Consider the following 18,318-nt stretch of genomic DNA (forward strand, 5'->3'; position numbering starts at 1 on the left):
ATGACAAAAGCGATATTTGACTCTTTGCCCGTTATCGGAAAATCTCTTGCAGAAATAAAACCCTCAGACAAATATCGAGAAAAATGTCCGGCAGGCAGTGCGCTTGCCATGTCCATCGCCCAAAACGCCGTTCAGCTCAAAAAACAAAATAAGCTTCTGACGGTCATTTGCGCCGACCCGAGTGATGTCATTCGTCTGCAGGATGAAGTCACTTGGTTTGATCCTTCTTTAAAACTCACGGTTTTTCCCGACTGGGAAACCTTGCCTTATGACGTACTGAGTCCTCACGCCGATCTTGTCGGCGAACGCCTTCAGACGCTGTATCTTCTTTTAAACCGTCAAAAGCGCCAGGACCCGGTTGACGTCTTAATCGTTTCTGCAAGTACTGCAACACAGCGCTTGGCACCGAGAAACTATATCGGCTCGACAACCTTCTTCTTCCGCAAGGGCGACCGCATTGATCCGACTGATCTTCGCGCCGAATTAGTTGCGAGAGGCTATGAACATGTCTCTCAAGTGGTCGCACCCGGCGAATTTGCCAGTCGCGGCGGACTGCTTGACCTCTTCCCGATGGGCTCGGCCAAGCCTTATCGTCTGGATTTCTTTGATGACGAACTCGACGAGATCCGAGTCTTTGATCCGGACAATCAACGATCGGTAGAAAAAGTTGACGAAATCCGCCTGCTTCCGGCCCATGAATTTCCGATGGACAAGGAAGCTAGGTCTGCCTTCTGCTCCCGCTGGCGTGAAACCTTTGAAGGAGATCCGAGCAAAGTCACACTTTACAAGGACATCGAAAACGGCATCGCGGCACCCGGTGTCGAAAACTACTTGCCGCTTTTCTTTGACGAAACGGAAACCCTCTTCGATTACATCGGCTCAGATGCTTCGCTGATCCTTCTCGGGGACGTCAACAGCGCCATCGAGCATTTCGATAAAGAAACCGAACAGCGTGCCAAGTTCCTTCGCGCGGACGGCGAACGTCCGATTTTGGATTTCAAGCGCCTTTATCTCAGTGCTCCGCAGTTCTTTGAATTTGCCGGACAGTACGCGCGCCTCTCGCTCACCGATAAAGAAACAGCGACGCCCAATTTCCCGTCTGTCGCCATTGAACGCAGAAAGGATGATCCTCTCGAGGGATTGAAGGCGTACAAGGATCTTTGCTCAGCCCGCGGCCGCAAACTCTTGGTCATGGCAAACTCAGCCGGCCGTCTGGAAACCATCTCAGACGTCTTCAAAGAGAACGCCCTTAAAGCGCCGTTGGTACCGGGATTTGAGAAGTTTTTAGAAAGCAGAGACAACTTTGCGCTTTGCTACGGTCCGCTCTACGACGGAATGGAACTAGAGAATCCGCCGATTTCCATTCTGACGGAAACAGAACTTTATTCGAACTCCGATCGTCCGGTCAGACGCCGGCGCCGCAGAACAGAGCGCGAAAGCAACATCGAGATGATGATTCGCGACCTCTCCGAACTTAAAGTCGGAGACCCTGTCGTGCATTTGGATCACGGTGTCGGCCGCTATCGCGGTCTGACTTCAATGAGCACGCCGGACGGTGAAGCAGAATTCCTGCAGATTGACTACGCCAAAGAAGCCAAACTTTACGTTCCGGTTGCTCAGCTACATTTGATCTCTCGATATTCCGGTGCTGATCCGGAAACCGCACCTCTGCACTCCTTGGGCAAAGGCGATTGGGAGAAGGCTCGCAAGAAAGCGGCTCTCCAAGTGAGGGATACGGCTGCCGAACTCTTGAACATTTATGCCCTGCGTCAATCCCGAAAAGGCTACGCTTTCAAATTCAGTTTGGCTGATTACGAAGCGTTCTCCGAAGCCTTTGCTTTTGAAGAAACGGAAGACCAGCTCGCCGCCATTAACGCCGTTTACCGCGACATGATCTCGGACAAACCGATGGACCGCTTGGTCTGCGGCGACGTCGGCTTCGGTAAGACCGAAGTTGCTCTTCGCGCTGCGTTTATGGCTGTCATGGGCGGAAAACAAGTCGCAGTTCTTTGCCCGACAACGCTGCTTGCCGAACAGCATGCTCAAACCTTCCGCGATCGTTTTGCCAACTGGCCGGTGAGAATTGCCGAACTTTCCCGATTCCGCTCTTCAAAGGAAGTGAACGCATCGATCGAAGGTATCAAAAACGGCACGATCGACATCGTCGTCGGTACGCACAAACTGCTTTCCGATAAAGTCCAATTTAAAGATCTCGGCCTTGTCGTCATCGACGAAGAACACCGCTTCGGTGTTCGCCAGAAGGAACAGCTCAAATCTCTTCGTTCGGAAGTCGACATTCTGACGCTGACGGCAACTCCGATTCCTCGCACTTTGTCGATGTCTTTGGAAGGCATTCGAGATTTCTCCGTTATCGCAACGGCGCCGCAAAAACGTTTGGCCATCAAGACCTTTGTCCAGCGTGAAAGCGACTCTCTTATTCGAGAGGCAGTTTTGCGTGAATTAAAGCGCGGAGGTCAGGTTTACTTCCTCCATAACGAAGTCGAAACCATTGAAAACGCCCGCATGCGTCTCGAGCAGCTCCTTCCGGAAGCCCGCATCGGCGTTGCACACGGACAGATGAACGAGCGGGAACTTGAACGCGTCATGCGTGACTTCTATGCTCAGCGCACCAATGTGCTGCTTTGCACAACGATTATCGAAACCGGCATCGACATCCCGAACGCCAACACAATCATCATGCATCGTGCCGACAAATTCGGCTTGGCTCAGCTCCATCAGCTGCGCGGCCGCGTCGGACGCTCCCACCATCAGGCTTATGCCTATTTGCTGACGCCGGGCGAAGGTGCGATGACCAAAAATGCCGAGAAACGGCTTGAAGCCATTAAAGAAATGGAAGAACTCGGCAGCGGTTTCTATTTGGCTATGCATGACTTAGAGATCAGAGGTGCGGGTGAGGTCTTGGGCGAACATCAATCCGGCTCGATGACCGGCGTAGGTTTCGACCTCTACACCCAGATGCTCGATTCTGCCGTCACTGCCTTAAAAGAAGGCCGCGAACCTGATCTGCTTCAGCCGCTGGAAGCCACGACAGACATCAATCTGCATGCGCCTGCCCTGCTCCGTTCAGACTATGTTCCTGATGTTCATAACCGTCTGACTTTCTACAAACGCCTTGCACAAGTCAAAAACAAGGAAGATCTTTATCAGATTCAGGAGGAGATTGCCGACCGCTACGGCAAGCTGACTCAGGAAGCCAAGAATCTGATTCTTACGCACCGTATACGTGTGGAAGCCAAGCCTTTGGGTGTTCTAAAGATCGACGCAGGTGAAGACTCCATCATCTTTACCTTTAAAGATAAACCCTCGTTTGACCCCGGAAAGTTCTTCCGCATGCTTCAAGCAAACCGAAATATGCGCATGCTCGGGCCGAATCGGTTACGATTAGAAACTTACACTGATACCGCCGAGAAAAGGGGCGACAACATCTTACGAATCCTCAAGGAGCTCAAGTGAGTCACGATTTAGTTCTTCAAACCAAGATCGGACGTGAAGAAACTTTGGAAAAGTTTCTTCATACCATTGGCAAAAAAGGCACGATCAAAGATCCCTGTGCGGTTCGTCTGCGCCGTGTCAACCGTGAGGAATTCGAGGCTCGCTGGGCTCAGAAAGCAAGAGCCCTTCAAATCGATGCGAATTGGATCGAGCCGGGATTAAAGCTGAAGAATTTCAAGCTTTTTGCCACCGATATGGATTCCACTTTCCTGAATTTGGAAACACTGGATGAAATGGCCTCTTTCGTCGGCAAAGGTGAGGAAGTCGCCCATATCACCGAGCTCGCGATGCAGGGCAAAATCAGAAATTACGCAGAAAGCCTAACTGCTCGCGTCAAGCTGATGGCCGGCGCCGACGCTTCTATTGTTGATCGTCTGATCGATCGTCACATCAAGCCCAATCCAGGCGCCGAAAAACTTGTTGCCGCCTTCAAAGCCGCGGGCATTCCGATGCTGCTCGTCTCCGGCGGCTTTAGCTGCGTAACAGAAGTTGTTAAAGAACGGTATGGATTTACGCACGTGATCAGCAACGAACTTGAAATCGTTAACGGCAAATTAACCGGACGAGTCACCGGACCGTTCGGCACGCCGATTATCGACGGTCGCGGCAAGATTTCTTACGTATCGGCTTACGCACTACAGCACGGAATCGAGCTCTCCGAACTCATCACTATGGGTGACGGCTCCAATGACATTCCTATGCTGGAAGCTGCCGGACTTTCCATTGCATGGCACGCAAAACCAAAGGTTAGACCGCACGCCAAACAAGCTTTTGACTTTGCGCCTTTATCCGGTGTTTTAGCCTTGTTCGATTAATCGAAAAATTCAAAATTTTTGATACCTCTTACACGCCTGCTCAAGGCGTGTAATTTTGTCTGGAACCACAATAGGCAGGTCGAATGGAATAACAGAGCTCTCAGCTCTTACTCGCATAAACCGGCCTCAATCATCCCCCTCTAGAACAACTCAATGTACTCATTACGCGAGAAGAATTTAACCACTACAGAATGAAAGGTTTAGGCTGAAGCCAATACATTTAAGGAGACACCAATGGTTAAGAAAGTATTATCTGCAGTTGCTTTAGCTTCTGTCTTTGCCGCTGCTCCGGCTATGGCTCAGACGGGCGGATTCACCGGCCCCGGAGCCACTCAAGAAGGTACGGTTGCTCAGCTCAAAACGCTCCCTGATGACGCTCATTTGATCTTGAAAGGCAACATTGTACGGAACGTTCAAGGTGACAAGTACGAGTTCAAGGATGGCACCGGCACCGTCGAACTTGAAATCGACCGTAAGTATTGGAACGGTCAGAACGTCAAGCCCGAAAACACCGTGAAGTTAATTGTCGAAGTCGACAAGGACCTTCTCAAGACCGAATACGAAGTCGATGCTCCGGTTGAAGTTCTAAAGTAATCGCAACTTAGTCAGTTTTTAGTATCGATCCTCCCGCTATTTGCGGGAGGATTTTTTGTTTGTGGGCAAAAATTATTAACCTGGAAATATCGAAATAACAATAATAAGGTCTTTCCCTTAATTTGCAATTACAACACGAATATTCGTGCTGTTATTGTATAAGTAAATTTTCAATTTCTAATTAGATCTCCTATATCCAAATTATTTAAACCAAATATCGTCTTGTATATTTTTATACGTGCGTTATTTGAACGTATATCTATGCAAAAACAGTCTCCTTACAATTTGTAAAGAAGCCTAGACTCAAAGTATCGCAATCATTTATGGAGAGTTTAAATGACACTTCGTGTCACACCTTGGGGAAAGGATGATTTCAAAGCGACCAGCGAAGAGGCTGAGTCCAAAGACTGGGCCTATTGGCAAAACCGTCTGAATCGCGCCTCCTTGGTAATGCTGGCAGAGGAAGGAATTATCGATAAAAACATTGTCCCAAGAATCGCTGCGGCACAAAAACACGCAGAAGATCTTCAAAATCTGCCTGGCGCTCCTCGCCTCACAGACATCATGCCGTTGGAAAAAATGCTGATCGAATCCTGCGGTGAAGAAGCTACGCTCATTCACACAGGGCGAAGCCGCCAAGACATGTTCACGACATTGAATGAGGCTCGTCTGCGCTTAGCAGTTTTGGATTTTTATGAAGCACTAAACAAACTGCGGACAAGACTTCTGTCGATCGCTCGAGAAAATATCGAAACATACATTCCGGCGTACACCAACGGCGTCCAGGCTATGCCGATCACTTTGGCCTTCTATCTTTGGGGATTTTTGGAATCCTTCCAAAGAGACTCAGACCGAATCATTGAAAGCTACAAACGCATCAATCAATCTGCACTCGGCGTGGCTGTGCTCGCCTGCTCCAGCTGGCCGTTGAATCGCGAACGCTTGGCTGAATTATTGGGGTTTGAAAAGCCCATCACGAACGGTCTGGATGCCGCTCAAATCAGCCTCTTTGACATTCCTTTGGAGGCTGCCTCGAATGCCGCAAATGTGGCTATCCGAATCGGCACACTCGTTCAAGACCTCGCGCAGCAATATTCACAGACACGTCCTTGGCTGCTCTTGGATTCCGGCGCCGCTTACGGCTCTTCAGCGATGCCGCAAAAACGCAATCCCGGCATTCTCAATAAAACTCGAGGGACAGCAAGCGACGTTGTCGGCGCAATGCAGACATCTTTTTTACGAGCCCATAACTTACAGCTCGGTATGTATGACAACAAAGAAAGCGTGTTGGAAGACTGCTCCGGTGTGTTCGTCAAAGGTGTCGAAATGCTGGAACTGATGGAACAGGCTTTCTCTTTGCTCAAGGTCAATCCTGCTCGTAGTCTCGAGGAGCTAAACAGCGATTGGACAACCACGATGGCGCTTGCCGAGGCCTTACAGCGACAATTCGAAATTCCTTTCCGTATCGGTCACACCTTCGCAAGTCAAATCGTGACCTACGCCAGAGCACGGGATCTCCATCCGGACAACTTCCCGTTTGAAGCCGCAAAAGAAATCTTCGGCAATGTCACCGAGCAGCTTGAAGACAAACGACTTCCGTTTGAACTTACACAGGAAGAATTTCGTACAGTTCTTTCTCCGGAACATGCCGTTCAGTCGGATGTCGGAACGGGCTCTCCGGCCCCGGCTAACGTACGTAGAGGATTGGACGAAATCGCCATACGATTAGAAGAAGACGAACAACGTCTCCGCGCATGGAGGAATGCTTTAGCAGACAGCGATAAAGCGCTCGACGAAGCATTCGAAAAACTTCTCAACAATAAATCTCAGGAGAAAAAATTATGATCTGGATTGGATTAGCAATCGTCGTTGTCACGTTCTATCTCATTTACAAGAACTACGAAGCGCGTTTGGTTTTAGCTTTGTCCGGCTTGGTGATGGCGTTCATCGGACAAGTTGTTGTCGGCACAAACGGAGGAGTCTCTGCCGCTGTGGATGCTTTCGTTAAACAATTAGTCAACGGGGGCCTGGTTCCGACCATTGTTACCGTGATGGGTTTCGGTTACGTCATGACTTTTACCAAATGTTCAGACCATTTGGTAAATCTTCTGGTTAAACCATTGGCTCGCGTTCCGGTAATTGTCATCCCCGGCGCCGTCATCATTACTTGGCTGCTAAACATCGTGCTGCCGTCAGCGGCAGGCATTGCTGCCGCAGTCGGTGTCCTTCTTATTCCGGCACTAATCGCCCTGAAAGTTCGTCCGGTGATGGCTGCCGCTGCCGTCTTCATCGGAACATGGGGTTCCGTCGTCAGCCCCGGCTTGATGTTCAACCCTCAGATCGCCGACATTGCCTTTAAAGCCAAAGAAATTCCGGCTCCGGATGCAATGATCGTGATTATGCAGGAAGCTCTCCCCTGCGCTATCGGTGCACTGGTCGCTGCCATCTGTCTGACGATTATCTGCATCGTCTTGAAAGAAGGCGTCGGATCAACGGAAATCGTCAAAGAACTTCCCGAAGGCGAAGAAATCCAGAAAGACTTCAAGGTCAACCCTATCAAAGCCATCATCCCGATTATTCCGCTTGCATTGCTGGTTCTTGCTTCCAAACAGGTCGGCGTTCTCCCGACAAAGGCTTTCTCGGTTCCCGTCTGCATGCTGATCGGTACAGCCATCGGCCTGATCGTTGCTTTAGTCAATAAACAAAAAATCGGCGATGCTTCCAAGAAATTCTGCCGCGGTGCCGGTGACGGTTTCTGCGACGTAGTTATCCTGATTGCGGCCGCTGCTATGTTTGCCTCGGGCATGAAAGCCATCGGCTTAACCAGCGCTCTCGTAGATGCGATGAAAGGTTCTCAGTCTGTCGCCATGTTCGCTGCCGCTGCAGGTCCCTTCGTAATGGCCGCTATTTCCGGTTCCGGCAACGCTGCCGCCTTAGCCTTCAACCAGGCAATTACACCGAATGCCGCTGACTTCGGTTTGACCATTGTTCAACTCGGTGCAGTTGCTCAGATCGCAGCAGGTTTAGGACGTTCTATGTCTCCAGTTGCAGGCGGCGTTATCATTCTGGCCGGTATCGCAGGCGTCAACCCGATGGAAGTGGTTAAACGTACAGCCATCCCGGCGATCGTCGCTTTGATCGTTGTTACGCTGCTGATGTTTGCAATGAGTTAAACACTGCTCCTTAGCGACAATTGATTTTCAAGCTGCTTGGAAGACATGGCCAAGCAGCTTGTCTTTTGCCGTTTGAAAATTTTCAATAATGCAGATGCCCTTTCAAATCTTCTAAAGCTAATGCTTGTCCTCCATAGCACGCCTTTCCGGACGCTGGAGGACGGAATGGAATGGTGTTCGTTTTCTTGTGTCGTTGGCCTGCTCCAAACAATTGGGCTTGCCTTTCGTTAAAGCCTTGTCCAAAGCGGCATATTGTGCATCAAGCTCAAAGACAACCTTTCGAAATTCAGGATTTTCCATCCATTTTGCAACCATCTGATCATGAGTCATTAGAGAGTCTTCGCGCACTACCGACCTCCTTGGTCTTTTTACCGTTTCGGAAGATACGCTGTCCTGACTGTTTGAGGATAGCTGAGAGACGGAAGGTTCTATGCTCGGCTTTTTGCATTTGAATTCCAAAAAAAGAGCTCCTCTTTCGATTAGAAAAAGGAGCCAAAACTTCTTCCTAAGATCTCTGAAAAGGAAGGACTACTACCTCAAACGTATCTATTTCAATGTCTTGACCTCTGCCGACAGTTTGACCAAACTCAATGCAACTTCTGCAGCTGCTTCAAGCGACGGAATGGGAATGCATTCATAGACGCTGTGATAATTCAACCCGCCTGTGAAAACGTTCGGACAAGGCAAGCCGCGAACAGAGAGACGAGCTCCGTCAGTACCGCCCCGGATCGGCTCTTCCGAAATAGGAATGCCCGCCTGGCGATAGGCTTCTCTAACGATTTCCATAACCTTGGGTGTCTTCTCAAGGTACGGACGCATGTTTTCATAACTATCCTTAATTGTTAAGGAGATATCTGCTCGCGATTCTTCTTCTGCAAGTTTTCGAGTCAAGTCTTTCAGCAAAGTCTTCTTTGCCTCGAACTTTTCTTTGTCATGGTCGCGGATCAAGATTCGGACGGAGGTTTCCGCAACAGTTCCTTCGATCTTATTGGGATGAATGAAGCCTTCATAACCTTCGGTAGTTTCCGGAGCCTGTTCTTCAGGGAAAGCGCCTATCAGCCGAGAGGCTAGCTTGATGGAATTAACCATTTTGCCTTTAGAAAGGCCCGGGTGGACTACCACACCTTTAATTGTCACCATGGCGGTTGCCGCATTAAAGTTCTCAGTCTCTAACGTACCGATTTCGCCGCCGTCAAAGGTATAAGCGTATTCAGCGCCGAAATGCGGAATATCAAAATTCACGGTTCCTTTAGCAATCTCTTCATCGGGCGTGAATGCAACACATATCTTGGCGTGTGTAATTTCCGGATGATCTTTGAGATAGGCCATGCAAGCCGTAATAGCGGCAACGCCGGCTTTATCATCTGCGCCTAAAAGAGTTGTTCCGTCGGTGAAAATCACTTCCTGACCAACATACTTCTTGATCTCAGGAAAATCGTTTTCTCGGAAATAGATTTGTTTTTCCGGATTCAAAAGCACATCACCGGTCTCGACTTGAATAATTTGAGGTTTGATATTGACTGCTGGGGCATCCGGTGAGGTGTCCATATGAGCAATCAAACCAATGGCAGGGCAATCCTCGAAGCCTTTTGCGGCGTCAAGCGAAGCATAAACAACACCTCCTTTGCCGATATGCGCGTCTTCCAGACCATAAGACTTGAGCTCTTCCACTAAAAACTCAGCCATCTTAAGCTGATTCGGAGAAGAGGGCTCATCCTGACTTTCTCGGCAGGATTGGGTTTCGAACTTCACGTATTGAAGAAATTGAGAAACTAAATTTGGGAATTTTTTTGTTGACATTTTTCGATGAGAATTTGAACTTGAACAAAACGAATTATTTTCGTAAAAACAAGATAATGTTATAAGTAGAACCACCTACTACTAAAGTAATATTTTTAAAGTTTTTTACTTATTTTTCATATAGATAAAAACATAAAAATCAACAGGGATTTTTGATTGAAATTAGTGAATATCCCAATTGATTTACTTGAATTTGCTTATTTGTAAATTTCCGTTACATCCTTAACATGACCTCGTTCACTCCACTCAACGAGGTAAAAATGTCCTTTTCCGCTTGGGTTGCTTTGGCCGCCGTCATTGCAACTATTTACGGACTTATTAAGCGTTATGAAACACGCTTGGTCCTGCTGCTCGCCGGTTTAGTTATGTGTTGTTGTTCGTTGGACCCGATGGCTGCCTTCGAACAGTTCGATAAGTCCATGACAAATCGAGCGTTAATTATCTCAATCTGCTCTTCCATGGGTTTTGCGGCATGCGTTACTTTAACTAAATGCGACCTTCATTTGGTCAGCCTTCTTACCAAGCCGCTTAACAAACTCGGTATTCTGCTTCTTCCGTGCTGCATGCTCGTGACGGGCGTGGCTTCCTTGGCGATCGGTTCCCTTGCCGGCTTATGCGCAGCCATCGGCCCGACACTCATCGCTCTTATGCTCCGAGCAGGCTTCAGACCGGCGATCGCCGCTGCTGCCATTATTTCCGCCACACTTCCGAATTATTGGTCTCCGGGATCAACAGATAACATTCTGGTCGCTCAGTTAGCCGGTATTCCGGTGATGGAACAGATCAACCACATTTCCTTCAACATCCTGATTCTTTTCGGCCTGTGCATTGTTGCTTTAACCACGATTTGTTTTATCTTCGGCGATTACAAAAAAGGCGGCTTCCAGCAGTCCATTAACGAAAAAGGACTCATCCGGCCTCTTCCGGAACTTCCCCAGCATCCCAACCTTCTCAAGGCTTTTGCTCCTCTCCTTCCGGTCGTGCTGCTCTTTGTCATCTCGCTTTGGTTTCCCAAAGTAAAGATGAGTGTTGCAACCGCCATGCTGATCGGTTTCATCTATGTCATCTTCGTCACACGCAGCAATCCTGCCGAGCTTGTTAAAAAATTCTTTGACGGCATGGGATCCGGCTACGGCAGCATCATCGGTTTAATTATTGCCGCAGGCGTCTTTGCTGCCGGCTTAAGAAGCTGCGGCGTGGTTTCCGGCTTCATCGACTTCCTTAAAGATTCTTCCGAAATTGCCAAGCTCGGCGGATCCTTCGGTCCGTACATTCTCGGCGTAATGACCGGCTCCGGTAACGCTGCAGCATTTGCCTTCTGTGAATCCGTCGTTCCTCATGCAGCCGAATTCGGTATGAAGATCCAGGACTTAGGCTTCTTAACCTGCTTGTCCGCAACGTTAGGCCGTGTTTCTTCTCCGCTTGCAGCCGGCGTCATCCTTATCGCAGGCATTGCCGGGACTTCTCCGCTCGAAGTCATTAAACGTTCAGCACCGGTGAGCTTAACGGCTATTGCTTTCACTCTCCTTCTTGTTTAACTCAACATCAAATCCGACATGAAAAAACTCACATTAGCCCTTCTTTCCGTCCTTGCTTTCGGCTCTGCTGCAGCCGCTCAGGATTCTGTCACTGTTTACGGACGCATCGACCTCGGCGTCGGTATTTCAAGAATCAATGACGGTTTCGGTTCAAAAGAGAACAATGCTCAGATGGTTACCGGCGCCGGTACGTCCAATCGTATCGGTATCAAAGGAGAAGAAGATTTAGGCAGCGGCTACAAAATTAAGTTCGTATTAGAGAATGGCTTTGACGCTGACACCGGTGCCGAAGCAACCGAAGGACTCGCCTTCAGCCGTGAAGCAACTCTTCAGATTGTCTCTCCATTCGGTACATTGGCGGCCGGGCGCTCTTCAATCCTCGGCACCGACGGCGGAAGCTTCAATATGCTGGGTAACGTCAACCCGTTCGGAACAGGTATTTGGGAGCTCGGCAACCAAAACATCGTCTACGGCAAGATGCCTGCCTCCCGTTTTGACAACGCCTTTACTTACCGTTCTCCGGAATACAGAGGACTTCAGCTGACAACAGAATACTCGATGGGTGAAGAAGGTAAAGAAAACCGCTCGACCTCCAATCATTATTTTGGATTGGGTGTGACGTGGAAAGGAGGACCAGCCGAGACGGTTGTCTTATTTGAACGAGTAAACGAAGCATTGACCACAGAAAAAAGAAGCCCCAAGGACATGTGGCGTATTACGGCCGGCGGAAATTGGAAGTTTTCTGCGGCAACCGCTTACCTTTCCCTGCAGTATTTCAAAAATGCCGATGCGCTTGGAACCGCTTCCTATAGTGCTTTAAAGGATAACGGCATCGGAAGCATCACTTCTGCTCAAATGAAAAAACTCGACGGATTGGAAGGTGAGAACATCATTCTCGGCTTCTCCACGCCGGTGATGGGTGGAAAAGTCTTAGGTGCTGTCGGCTATATCCATGCCAAAACCGATGAACTCTCAAAGAAGCTGAAAGCTGACGGCGGCTTCATTGCTCTTGGTTATCAGTATCCCTTCTCTAAAACGACACGTTTGTACAGTGCTATCGGAGCATCGGCAGCAAAATACAAATCCGGGGATCAATCGGTTAAACCGAGAGGATTCTACGGAACACTCGGACTTTCACATTATTTCTAGCAAGAAGAAATCGGCGTACTTAGCGCTGAGGTCGGTTTAACTCACCGACGTATGGACGAATGCTGCGAAGAGGATGGAGGGCTTCTTCAATGGCGTTCGTCCAAAATTCTTCAGATTCGATGTCCGCTTCGAAATTCTTCGTGAAAATCTCCTCGTACGGCAAGGTGGCATTATCCAAAAGCACCGATTTACCGATACGAGGAATTTCCGTTTTTTCCACTTCTTCCAGTTTCTTCAGCATCATATTGGCAGAGAGGAAACCGACGGTGTATTGAAAATCGTGGTGCGGTGAGTCTGCGTTATATACGTTGTAGAAATGCGGCTTCCTGGCCCACATGTACTGGTCTACGCCTTCAACCGTGTCACCGTAGCAGTCACTCCAGCATTTTCTGGTCAGTTTATTGATGTATTCGACGGAAAGATAGCCGTTTTTCCGCGCTTCAAAGACCTCTTCTGCAAGTCTGAATCTAAACGGGATCTCGATCAAATTAATCATGACTCGCCGCAAACCATGCCAAAGCACGGCAGCCTTTTCCTGAGGCGAAGAAGCTCCCTGCACCAGTCTCCTCAGGAACAGCTCTTCAAAAAGACGACCGATAAGTTCATATCGGGTTTCGGAAAGTCTTCTCTCCTGCATCGGAAGATCACTGATCGAGTATCTAAAAAACGCGTCGCCCAAGATATGGGCTGTTTCAAAGGATCGGTTGATATTCGGCTGGTAATCAACGTATATCGCCACCGCTTTGTCGTAAGGAACTTCAACGCACCAAGCGCCTCCTGAGCCGGCCGAATAATTATGCGTCTCCAGCCAGTGACCTTGTCTGCAGAGCTCAATGAAATCTCGAAACTCAGGAAAGTAAGGTTCGACGGCCTCTGTGATTTCCTTTAGTGTTCCGTCAAGTGTCTTCAGAGATTCAGGCCCTTCAAGATGCGGAAGTGCTGACCCTAATAGTGCCACCGGAATCGTGGGAGACTCCGGACGATTTGTACCTTGATTGATATAGGGAGCTGCAAACCGAAGGCATTCGCGAATCTCAGACAGCTTCTTAGAAAATGCGCTGCGCATTGCTTCGAAGCTCTTTCTATCCAGGCCTTCGATAACCAATGCGTAGTCAAGCGTACTCATGCCGAGCCTGGAGGCTCTGAGTAAGTGCGCACCGGCTACGGCATTAAGGATATCGCAGAACATGGAAGAATTTGTCGCAAAACAAGCAGACAAAGCGTTGAAGAACAAAGTTCTCAGTTCTGGATCCGAAGTGTTTTTGACTGCAAAGTTAGCAACAGACGGCGTAGATTTTTTTACGGTTCCGTCCGGCAGTGTCACGTTCGTTCGAATACTGCTTTTGAGATGCGTATACAACGAAAACAACGGTCCGAGAATCAACCGTTCTTCTTCTAAGGCCTCAACGGGAAACTTCAGCCAAGGCTTAACCTCTTTAAAGCGCTTTTGCTGCTGCAGCCAGCGGTCGAGCTTATCCGAAAGAATTGTCTTTTGTTCAGCAGCTTCTTGTAGGTTTTCCTTTACTTTCTGAAGAGCTTTTTCAGCGCTGTCTATCGTTTCAAGAATGAAGACTTTCTCTGCAGCAATTTTGCTGTCGGCAGACGATAAGGTTTCTGCAGCCCGACAAGCCGCTAACAGCGTTTCTTTGAGACGAGAGATTTGCTCCAATATTTCAATTAATTGCAGCGCTGCAACTTCGTCTTCGGGTTTAAAAAACTGAAGACGGTTAATCATAGAAATGCCGTTCAGCAAAGCCCGTCTCCTAGCGAAGTATGTTTCGCCGGAGAGATCCGAGAGGCCTTTTTTCGACCAGATTTGAACTGTTTCTAATTTCTTTTTCATCTGTGCAGACAACCTAGCATTAACGTTCCGACTTCTTATCGTTTGAGGAACCCGAATCTTCTAAATAATGAAGTTATATTTTTCCTGCAGACGCCTCTTTTGTTCGCCTTCGATTTCTCTTCTTCTTCGGACATAAAAATCGATGAACATCTGAACTCGTCTCAATTTAGAGGCTGCTAACGTTGAACCGATGTAATTATCGAGATTCGGAATCTGCCAGCCGTTGAGGATCGGGATAAGCTGTCCGTTCATCACCTCTTCGAAACAATGATGAAGCGGCATATCAAGAACGATGCCGCAGCCTTCAACTGCCGCGGTTTTTGCCAACAAAATATTGTTGAACCGAATCATCGACTTCCAGCGAAAAGTCTGCTGCCGACCGTTCTTAACCAAAACTTCCGAATGCGGCCTGACTCGGCCCGTATAGACCACACCTGCATGATCGGACAGTTCGTCCGGATTTTCGGGATAACCGGCCTTTTCTAAATATTTGGGCGAGGCGCATGGAACGAACAATGATCGAGTGACCCAGTTTTCCACAAGGTTGGCATCATTGACGGGGCCGTAATACAGCATCAAATCGCATTCTCCGCCCATGAACGCCTTTGGATTGTCGTCCCCGATGACATCGAAAGTAACTTGAGGATGCAGCTGCTGAAATTCGGCAATCAATGGAACAACCTGAGTCTGGAGGAATCCGGGCATTGCACCGAAACGAATGCTTCCCTTGTCGCCTTCTTCGAGTTCCGAGGTCTTCTCCAGCGCCCGACGCACCATCACAATATGAGGTTCAATTTTCGAGCGAAGTTCAAGTGCAACTTGGGTGGGATTCAGACGTTTCCCTCGCCGTTCCAGTAGTTGCACGCCTAACTCTTCTTCCAGTCCTGAAACCATTCGAGATAATTGAGAGCGCTGAAGATTTTCGATATCGGCAACACGCGTAATGGAGCCTTCGTCCATAATTTTGAACAAAAGCTCCCATCGCCCCAGGTGAAGTGCTTTCCATTGGCTGTTAATCATTTTGCTCCTTGAGTTGAATGTAGGCGTAGTTCTGATCGTCTTCCGGCTGCTTATTAAAGATTGTAAGAACTCGGTGCAAATTAAGCACGAAAGAGGCGTTTTTTGTAATTTGAAAGAAAGCGTTGCAGGTAACAAAGGTAATTCGCTTTCTCGTACTGATCTCCTGCTCAGAGCGGGAACTTCCGACTTCATACGAAACCTGCATAAAGCTTTTAGCCTCAAAGATCTAAATTTCCATAGTGAATTTGCCTTTGCTTCCATCCATTTAAGTAATTTCATAGTCAAAAGTTATCAAAGACAACTATCCCTGATATTAGGGAGGTTATGCCGAGACGTTCTTGCTCCCTTATTGCTTACAATTCTGAACAAACATTCAGCCGGGCAGTTACAATCCTGTTATTCATGCGCTTTTGAATTCCATAATTCGATAATTCGATGAACAAACCTATTCAATTAGCTTTTGCCGCACTCGCGCTCTGCGCCGCTCAGCAATGCTCCGCCGCATTGCCCTTGAGCTTTCCTGTCGCACGCGATTGGCTTTATGAGAGAAGCGACAAGCTCAAAGCCAGCGAAGAACAAGTCCAAAGCAAACGAGAAACTCAGAAATCTTTGGAAACTCTGGGCGGCCCAACCGTAACCCTGCAGGCGATGCAAATTGCTGGACAGAAGAAAATCGATATCGATAAATCGATCCCGAATCCTTTGGCTGGCGCCCCGCTTCCAATCCAGCTCCCCGGATCTTTCTCAGTCGGAGTGCACGAAAAAATGTCCTTGAACGGGCCTCGTGTCGCAGCAACCGCAACTTGGCCGATTTATACCGGCGGAAAAATTTCTGCCATGCAGGATGCGAGCAAATACGCCGTTGATGAAGCGGTGGCTCAAAAGCGTGCCGACAGCGAAGATTTAGACGCTCAGCTTGCGGGTTATTACTTCGGAACACAATTAGCGCTCTCGGTTGAAAGGCTCCAAAAGGACATGCTGAACCACCAGGATCAGGAACTTGCCAAAGCGAAGAAATTTGAAAAGCAGGGAATGATCAGCAAGATCGAAAGAATGTCCGTCCAAGTCCAGCGAGACAATAGAAACCGCGAATACCTGAAAGCCAAAGACAACGCTAAGGTTGCCCGTCTCCAGCTGGCTCGACTGCTCCGAGATGAAGAGTTCGGAAAGTTGACGACGCCGCTTTTTGTTCTGAACCGTCCGCTCGAACCTTTGAAGTATTGGGTGGATACTGCATTGGCCTCCAACCCTCAGATCGCAGTCATTCAGGCCAAGGCCGATCAAGCCCAGCAAGGCGTCAAGGCTTCTAAAGGCGCTTGGATGCCGCAGGTTTTTGCATTCGGAACCTACAACTTTGTTAAGCATTACCAAACGCTTGTCGAGCCGAACTGGATCGGCGGTGTCGGCGTCAACATTACACTTTGGGATGCTAAAGACAGAAGAGCCAGCATCCGCAGTGCTGAAGCAACAGTCAGGCAGGCCGAAGCCGGGAAAGCCGAAGCGATCAACCAAGTCAGAACCGGCGTGGAAGTCGCTTGGTTAAGAACACAAAACGCCATTAATCAATATAAATTAAGCGCCTCTACTGTGAAGCTAGCTTCCGAGAACCTAAAACTCAAATCCAAGAGCTTCGACGAAGGCTTGGCGACCGCGCTTGATGTTAACGAGGCTCGTAATCAGCTTTTTGCAGCAGAAGTCGGACGCCGGGTCGCAGCGTTTGAGTTTGTATCGAATTACGCCATGCTGCATGCCATCGCCGGTCAGATGAGCGAATTTATGAATGCCGTCAACAAGCACGAAGTGATTGTGGAAAATTAATCATGGAAGAAAACAATAAACCTCTTCAACCGCAGACAACCCCGACTTCTCAAAAACAGGAAGTCAAAGCTCCGAAAATCAGCGTTATTCTCATGCTGGTCTTTGTGCTTGGCTTGACAGCCTTTATTGTATGGGGCATTTATAAAGCCGCCTTCCCGCCTGCTCCTCCTCTTCAGGGACAAATGGAATCCCGCACAATAAGCGTCGCTTCAAAAGTTCCGGGACGCATCCATAAGGTCTTAGTTTCCGAGGGCGATTTTGTTAAAGCCAATCAGCCGGTTGCGCTGATGAGTCTGCCGGAACTTGAAGCAAAACTTCAACAGGTCCAGGCTCAAGAAAGAGCTGCCCAGGCAAAACAAAGCCTTGTTGATGAAGGCGCACGCCCTCAGGAAAAGCAAGCCGCCCGTGCCCAGTGGGAGCGCGCTCAGGCAGCAGCTGCTTTAGCCCTTAAGACATATAACCGAATCTCTGCACTCTACAAAGACGGTCTGGTCTCCAAGCAAAAGTATGACGAAGTCCAGACTCAGTGGATTGCCGCTAAGCAGCAAGCAGATGCTGCTAAACAGATGTACGACATTGCCGAAATCGGTGCCCGCAAGCAGGAAAAATCCGCCGCTTTTGATTTAGCCGAAGAAGCCAAAGCCGGCGTTAAACAGGTTGAATCCCTCACTGTGGATAAGACTTTAAACGCACCGCTTGACGCCCAAGTAGATAAGGTTATTTTGGTTGAAGGCGAAATTGCGGCTGCCGGGTTCCCTGTCGTTACCTTGGTCGACTTAAATGACCAGTGGGCCTCCTTCAATATCCGCGAAGAAAATATGCCGGGTATCGAAATCGGTAAAGTTTTGCATGCATATGTTCCTGCCCTCGGAGATAAGAAGATCGACTACAAGGTTTACTACATCAGTCCGCGTGCCAATTACGCAACCTGGAGAAGCACACGCATGGATTCCGGCTATGACATGAAAACTTTTGAGGTCCGGGCCCGGCCTGTCGAGAAAATTGACCATCTGCGCCCGGGTATGAGCGTATTAGTTGAAGGTTTTAAGAATTAG

General features: G+C 48.7%; 14 protein-coding genes. 9 read left to right on the forward strand and 5 right to left on the reverse strand.

From position 1 onward, the window contains the following. From mfd to dcuC (ACZND6_RS01440), 5 genes are all read left to right on the forward strand, one after another. Positions 1–3,474 (forward strand): transcription-repair coupling factor, encoded by a 3,474-nt coding sequence (gene mfd / locus ACZND6_RS01420; RefSeq protein ID WP_300876260.1) that lies wholly within the window; start codon positions 1–3, stop codon positions 3,472–3,474. Continuing rightward, a complete protein-coding gene (gene serB / locus ACZND6_RS01425) occupies positions 3,471–4,328 on the forward strand; it encodes a phosphoserine phosphatase SerB (protein WP_293737263.1) in 858 nt (285 codons plus the stop codon). Before mfd ends, serB begins: the two co-directional genes overlap by 4 nt. Positions 4,329–4,562: 234 nt before the next feature. Further along, positions 4,563–4,922, forward strand: a complete 360-nt coding sequence (locus ACZND6_RS01430) for a NirD/YgiW/YdeI family stress tolerance protein (protein WP_293737262.1) — start codon at positions 4,563–4,565, stop codon at positions 4,920–4,922. Positions 4,923–5,258: 336 nt separating this feature from the next. Then, on the forward strand, positions 5,259–6,767 hold the full coding sequence (locus ACZND6_RS01435; protein WP_278852103.1) for an argininosuccinate lyase: 1,509 nt from the start codon (positions 5,259–5,261) through the stop codon (positions 6,765–6,767). Next, on the forward strand, positions 6,764–8,095 hold the full coding sequence (dcuC, locus tag ACZND6_RS01440) for a C4-dicarboxylate transporter DcuC (protein WP_300875970.1): 1,332 nt from the start codon (positions 6,764–6,766) through the stop codon (positions 8,093–8,095). The genes ACZND6_RS01435 and dcuC (ACZND6_RS01440) overlap by 4 nt, the downstream gene beginning before the upstream one ends. 117 nt (positions 8,096–8,212) lie before the next feature. Here dcuC (ACZND6_RS01440) and ACZND6_RS01445 read toward each other — a convergent pair whose 3' ends face one another. Together ACZND6_RS01445 and pepT are read right to left on the reverse strand one after the other, a co-directional pair. Beyond that, positions 8,213–8,443, reverse strand: coding sequence for a hypothetical protein (locus ACZND6_RS01445; RefSeq protein WP_008811032.1), 231 nt, complete (start codon positions 8,441–8,443; stop codon positions 8,213–8,215). A gap of 198 nt (positions 8,444–8,641) precedes the next feature. After that, positions 8,642–9,895, reverse strand: a complete 1,254-nt coding sequence (pepT, locus tag ACZND6_RS01450; protein ID WP_300875972.1) for a peptidase T — start codon at positions 9,893–9,895, stop codon at positions 8,642–8,644. Positions 9,896–10,155: 260 nt separating this feature from the next. Between pepT and dcuC (ACZND6_RS01455) the strand changes: the two genes are divergently transcribed. Then, entirely contained in the window at positions 10,156–11,433 is a 1,278-nt protein-coding gene (gene dcuC / locus ACZND6_RS01455) for a C4-dicarboxylate transporter DcuC (RefSeq protein WP_008811030.1), read from the forward strand. Positions 11,434–11,451: 18 nt separating this feature from the next. After that, positions 11,452–12,582 (forward strand): porin, encoded by a 1,131-nt coding sequence (locus ACZND6_RS01460; RefSeq protein ID WP_008811029.1) that lies wholly within the window; start codon positions 11,452–11,454, stop codon positions 12,580–12,582. Positions 12,583–12,601: 19 nt separating this feature from the next. Here ACZND6_RS01460 and ACZND6_RS01465 read toward each other — a convergent pair whose 3' ends face one another. The 3 genes from ACZND6_RS01465 to ACZND6_RS01475 all read right to left on the reverse strand — a co-directional run bounded on the left by ACZND6_RS01465 (position 12,602) and on the right by ACZND6_RS01475 (position 15,650). Then, positions 12,602–14,335, reverse strand: a complete 1,734-nt coding sequence (locus tag ACZND6_RS01465; protein WP_244862385.1) for a hypothetical protein — start codon at positions 14,333–14,335, stop codon at positions 12,602–12,604. A 150-nt stretch (positions 14,336–14,485) separates the two neighbouring features. Then, positions 14,486–15,445, reverse strand: coding sequence for a LysR family transcriptional regulator (locus tag ACZND6_RS01470; RefSeq protein WP_141555128.1), 960 nt, complete (start codon positions 15,443–15,445; stop codon positions 14,486–14,488). Further along, positions 15,438–15,650, reverse strand: a complete 213-nt coding sequence (locus ACZND6_RS01475) for a hypothetical protein (protein WP_021867446.1) — start codon at positions 15,648–15,650, stop codon at positions 15,438–15,440. Before ACZND6_RS01475 ends, ACZND6_RS01470 begins: the two co-directional genes overlap by 8 nt. A 230-nt stretch (positions 15,651–15,880) precedes the next feature. Between ACZND6_RS01475 and ACZND6_RS01480 the strand changes: the two genes are divergently transcribed. Together ACZND6_RS01480 and ACZND6_RS01485 are read left to right on the forward strand one after the other, a co-directional pair. Beyond that, the gene (locus ACZND6_RS01480; protein WP_008811026.1) at positions 15,881–17,263 is read left to right on the forward strand and encodes a TolC family protein; all 1,383 of its coding nucleotides are present in this window, start codon (positions 15,881–15,883) and stop codon (positions 17,261–17,263) included. Positions 17,264–17,265: 2 nt separating this feature from the next. Continuing rightward, a complete protein-coding gene (locus tag ACZND6_RS01485; protein WP_008811025.1) occupies positions 17,266–18,318 on the forward strand; it encodes an HlyD family secretion protein in 1,053 nt (350 codons plus the stop codon).

The organism is Parasutterella sp., assembly GCF_057870745.1.

Bases quoted from the DNA above. Each gene is read 5' to 3' on its own strand.
- dcuC (WP_008811030.1), top strand. From the start codon at position 10,156: ATGTCCTTTTCCGCTTGGGTTGCTTTGGCCGCCGTCATTGCAACTATT.
- ACZND6_RS01475 (WP_021867446.1), bottom strand. From the start codon at position 15,650: ATGCAGGTTTCGTATGAAGTCGGAAGTTCCCGCTCTGAGCAGGAGATC.
- ACZND6_RS01485 (WP_008811025.1), top strand. From the start codon at position 17,266: ATGGAAGAAAACAATAAACCTCTTCAACCGCAGACAACCCCGACTTCT.
- mfd (WP_300876260.1), top strand. From the start codon at position 1: ATGACAAAAGCGATATTTGACTCTTTGCCCGTTATCGGAAAATCTCTT.
- pepT (WP_300875972.1), bottom strand. From the start codon at position 9,895: ATGTCAACAAAAAAATTCCCAAATTTAGTTTCTCAATTTCTTCAATAC.
- ACZND6_RS01480 (WP_008811026.1), top strand. From the start codon at position 15,881: ATGAACAAACCTATTCAATTAGCTTTTGCCGCACTCGCGCTCTGCGCC.
- ACZND6_RS01470 (WP_141555128.1), bottom strand. From the start codon at position 15,445: ATGATTAACAGCCAATGGAAAGCACTTCACCTGGGGCGATGGGAGCTT.
- ACZND6_RS01435 (WP_278852103.1), top strand. From the start codon at position 5,259: ATGACACTTCGTGTCACACCTTGGGGAAAGGATGATTTCAAAGCGACC.
- dcuC (WP_300875970.1), top strand. From the start codon at position 6,764: ATGATCTGGATTGGATTAGCAATCGTCGTTGTCACGTTCTATCTCATT.
- ACZND6_RS01430 (WP_293737262.1), top strand. From the start codon at position 4,563: ATGGTTAAGAAAGTATTATCTGCAGTTGCTTTAGCTTCTGTCTTTGCC.
- ACZND6_RS01460 (WP_008811029.1), top strand. From the start codon at position 11,452: ATGAAAAAACTCACATTAGCCCTTCTTTCCGTCCTTGCTTTCGGCTCT.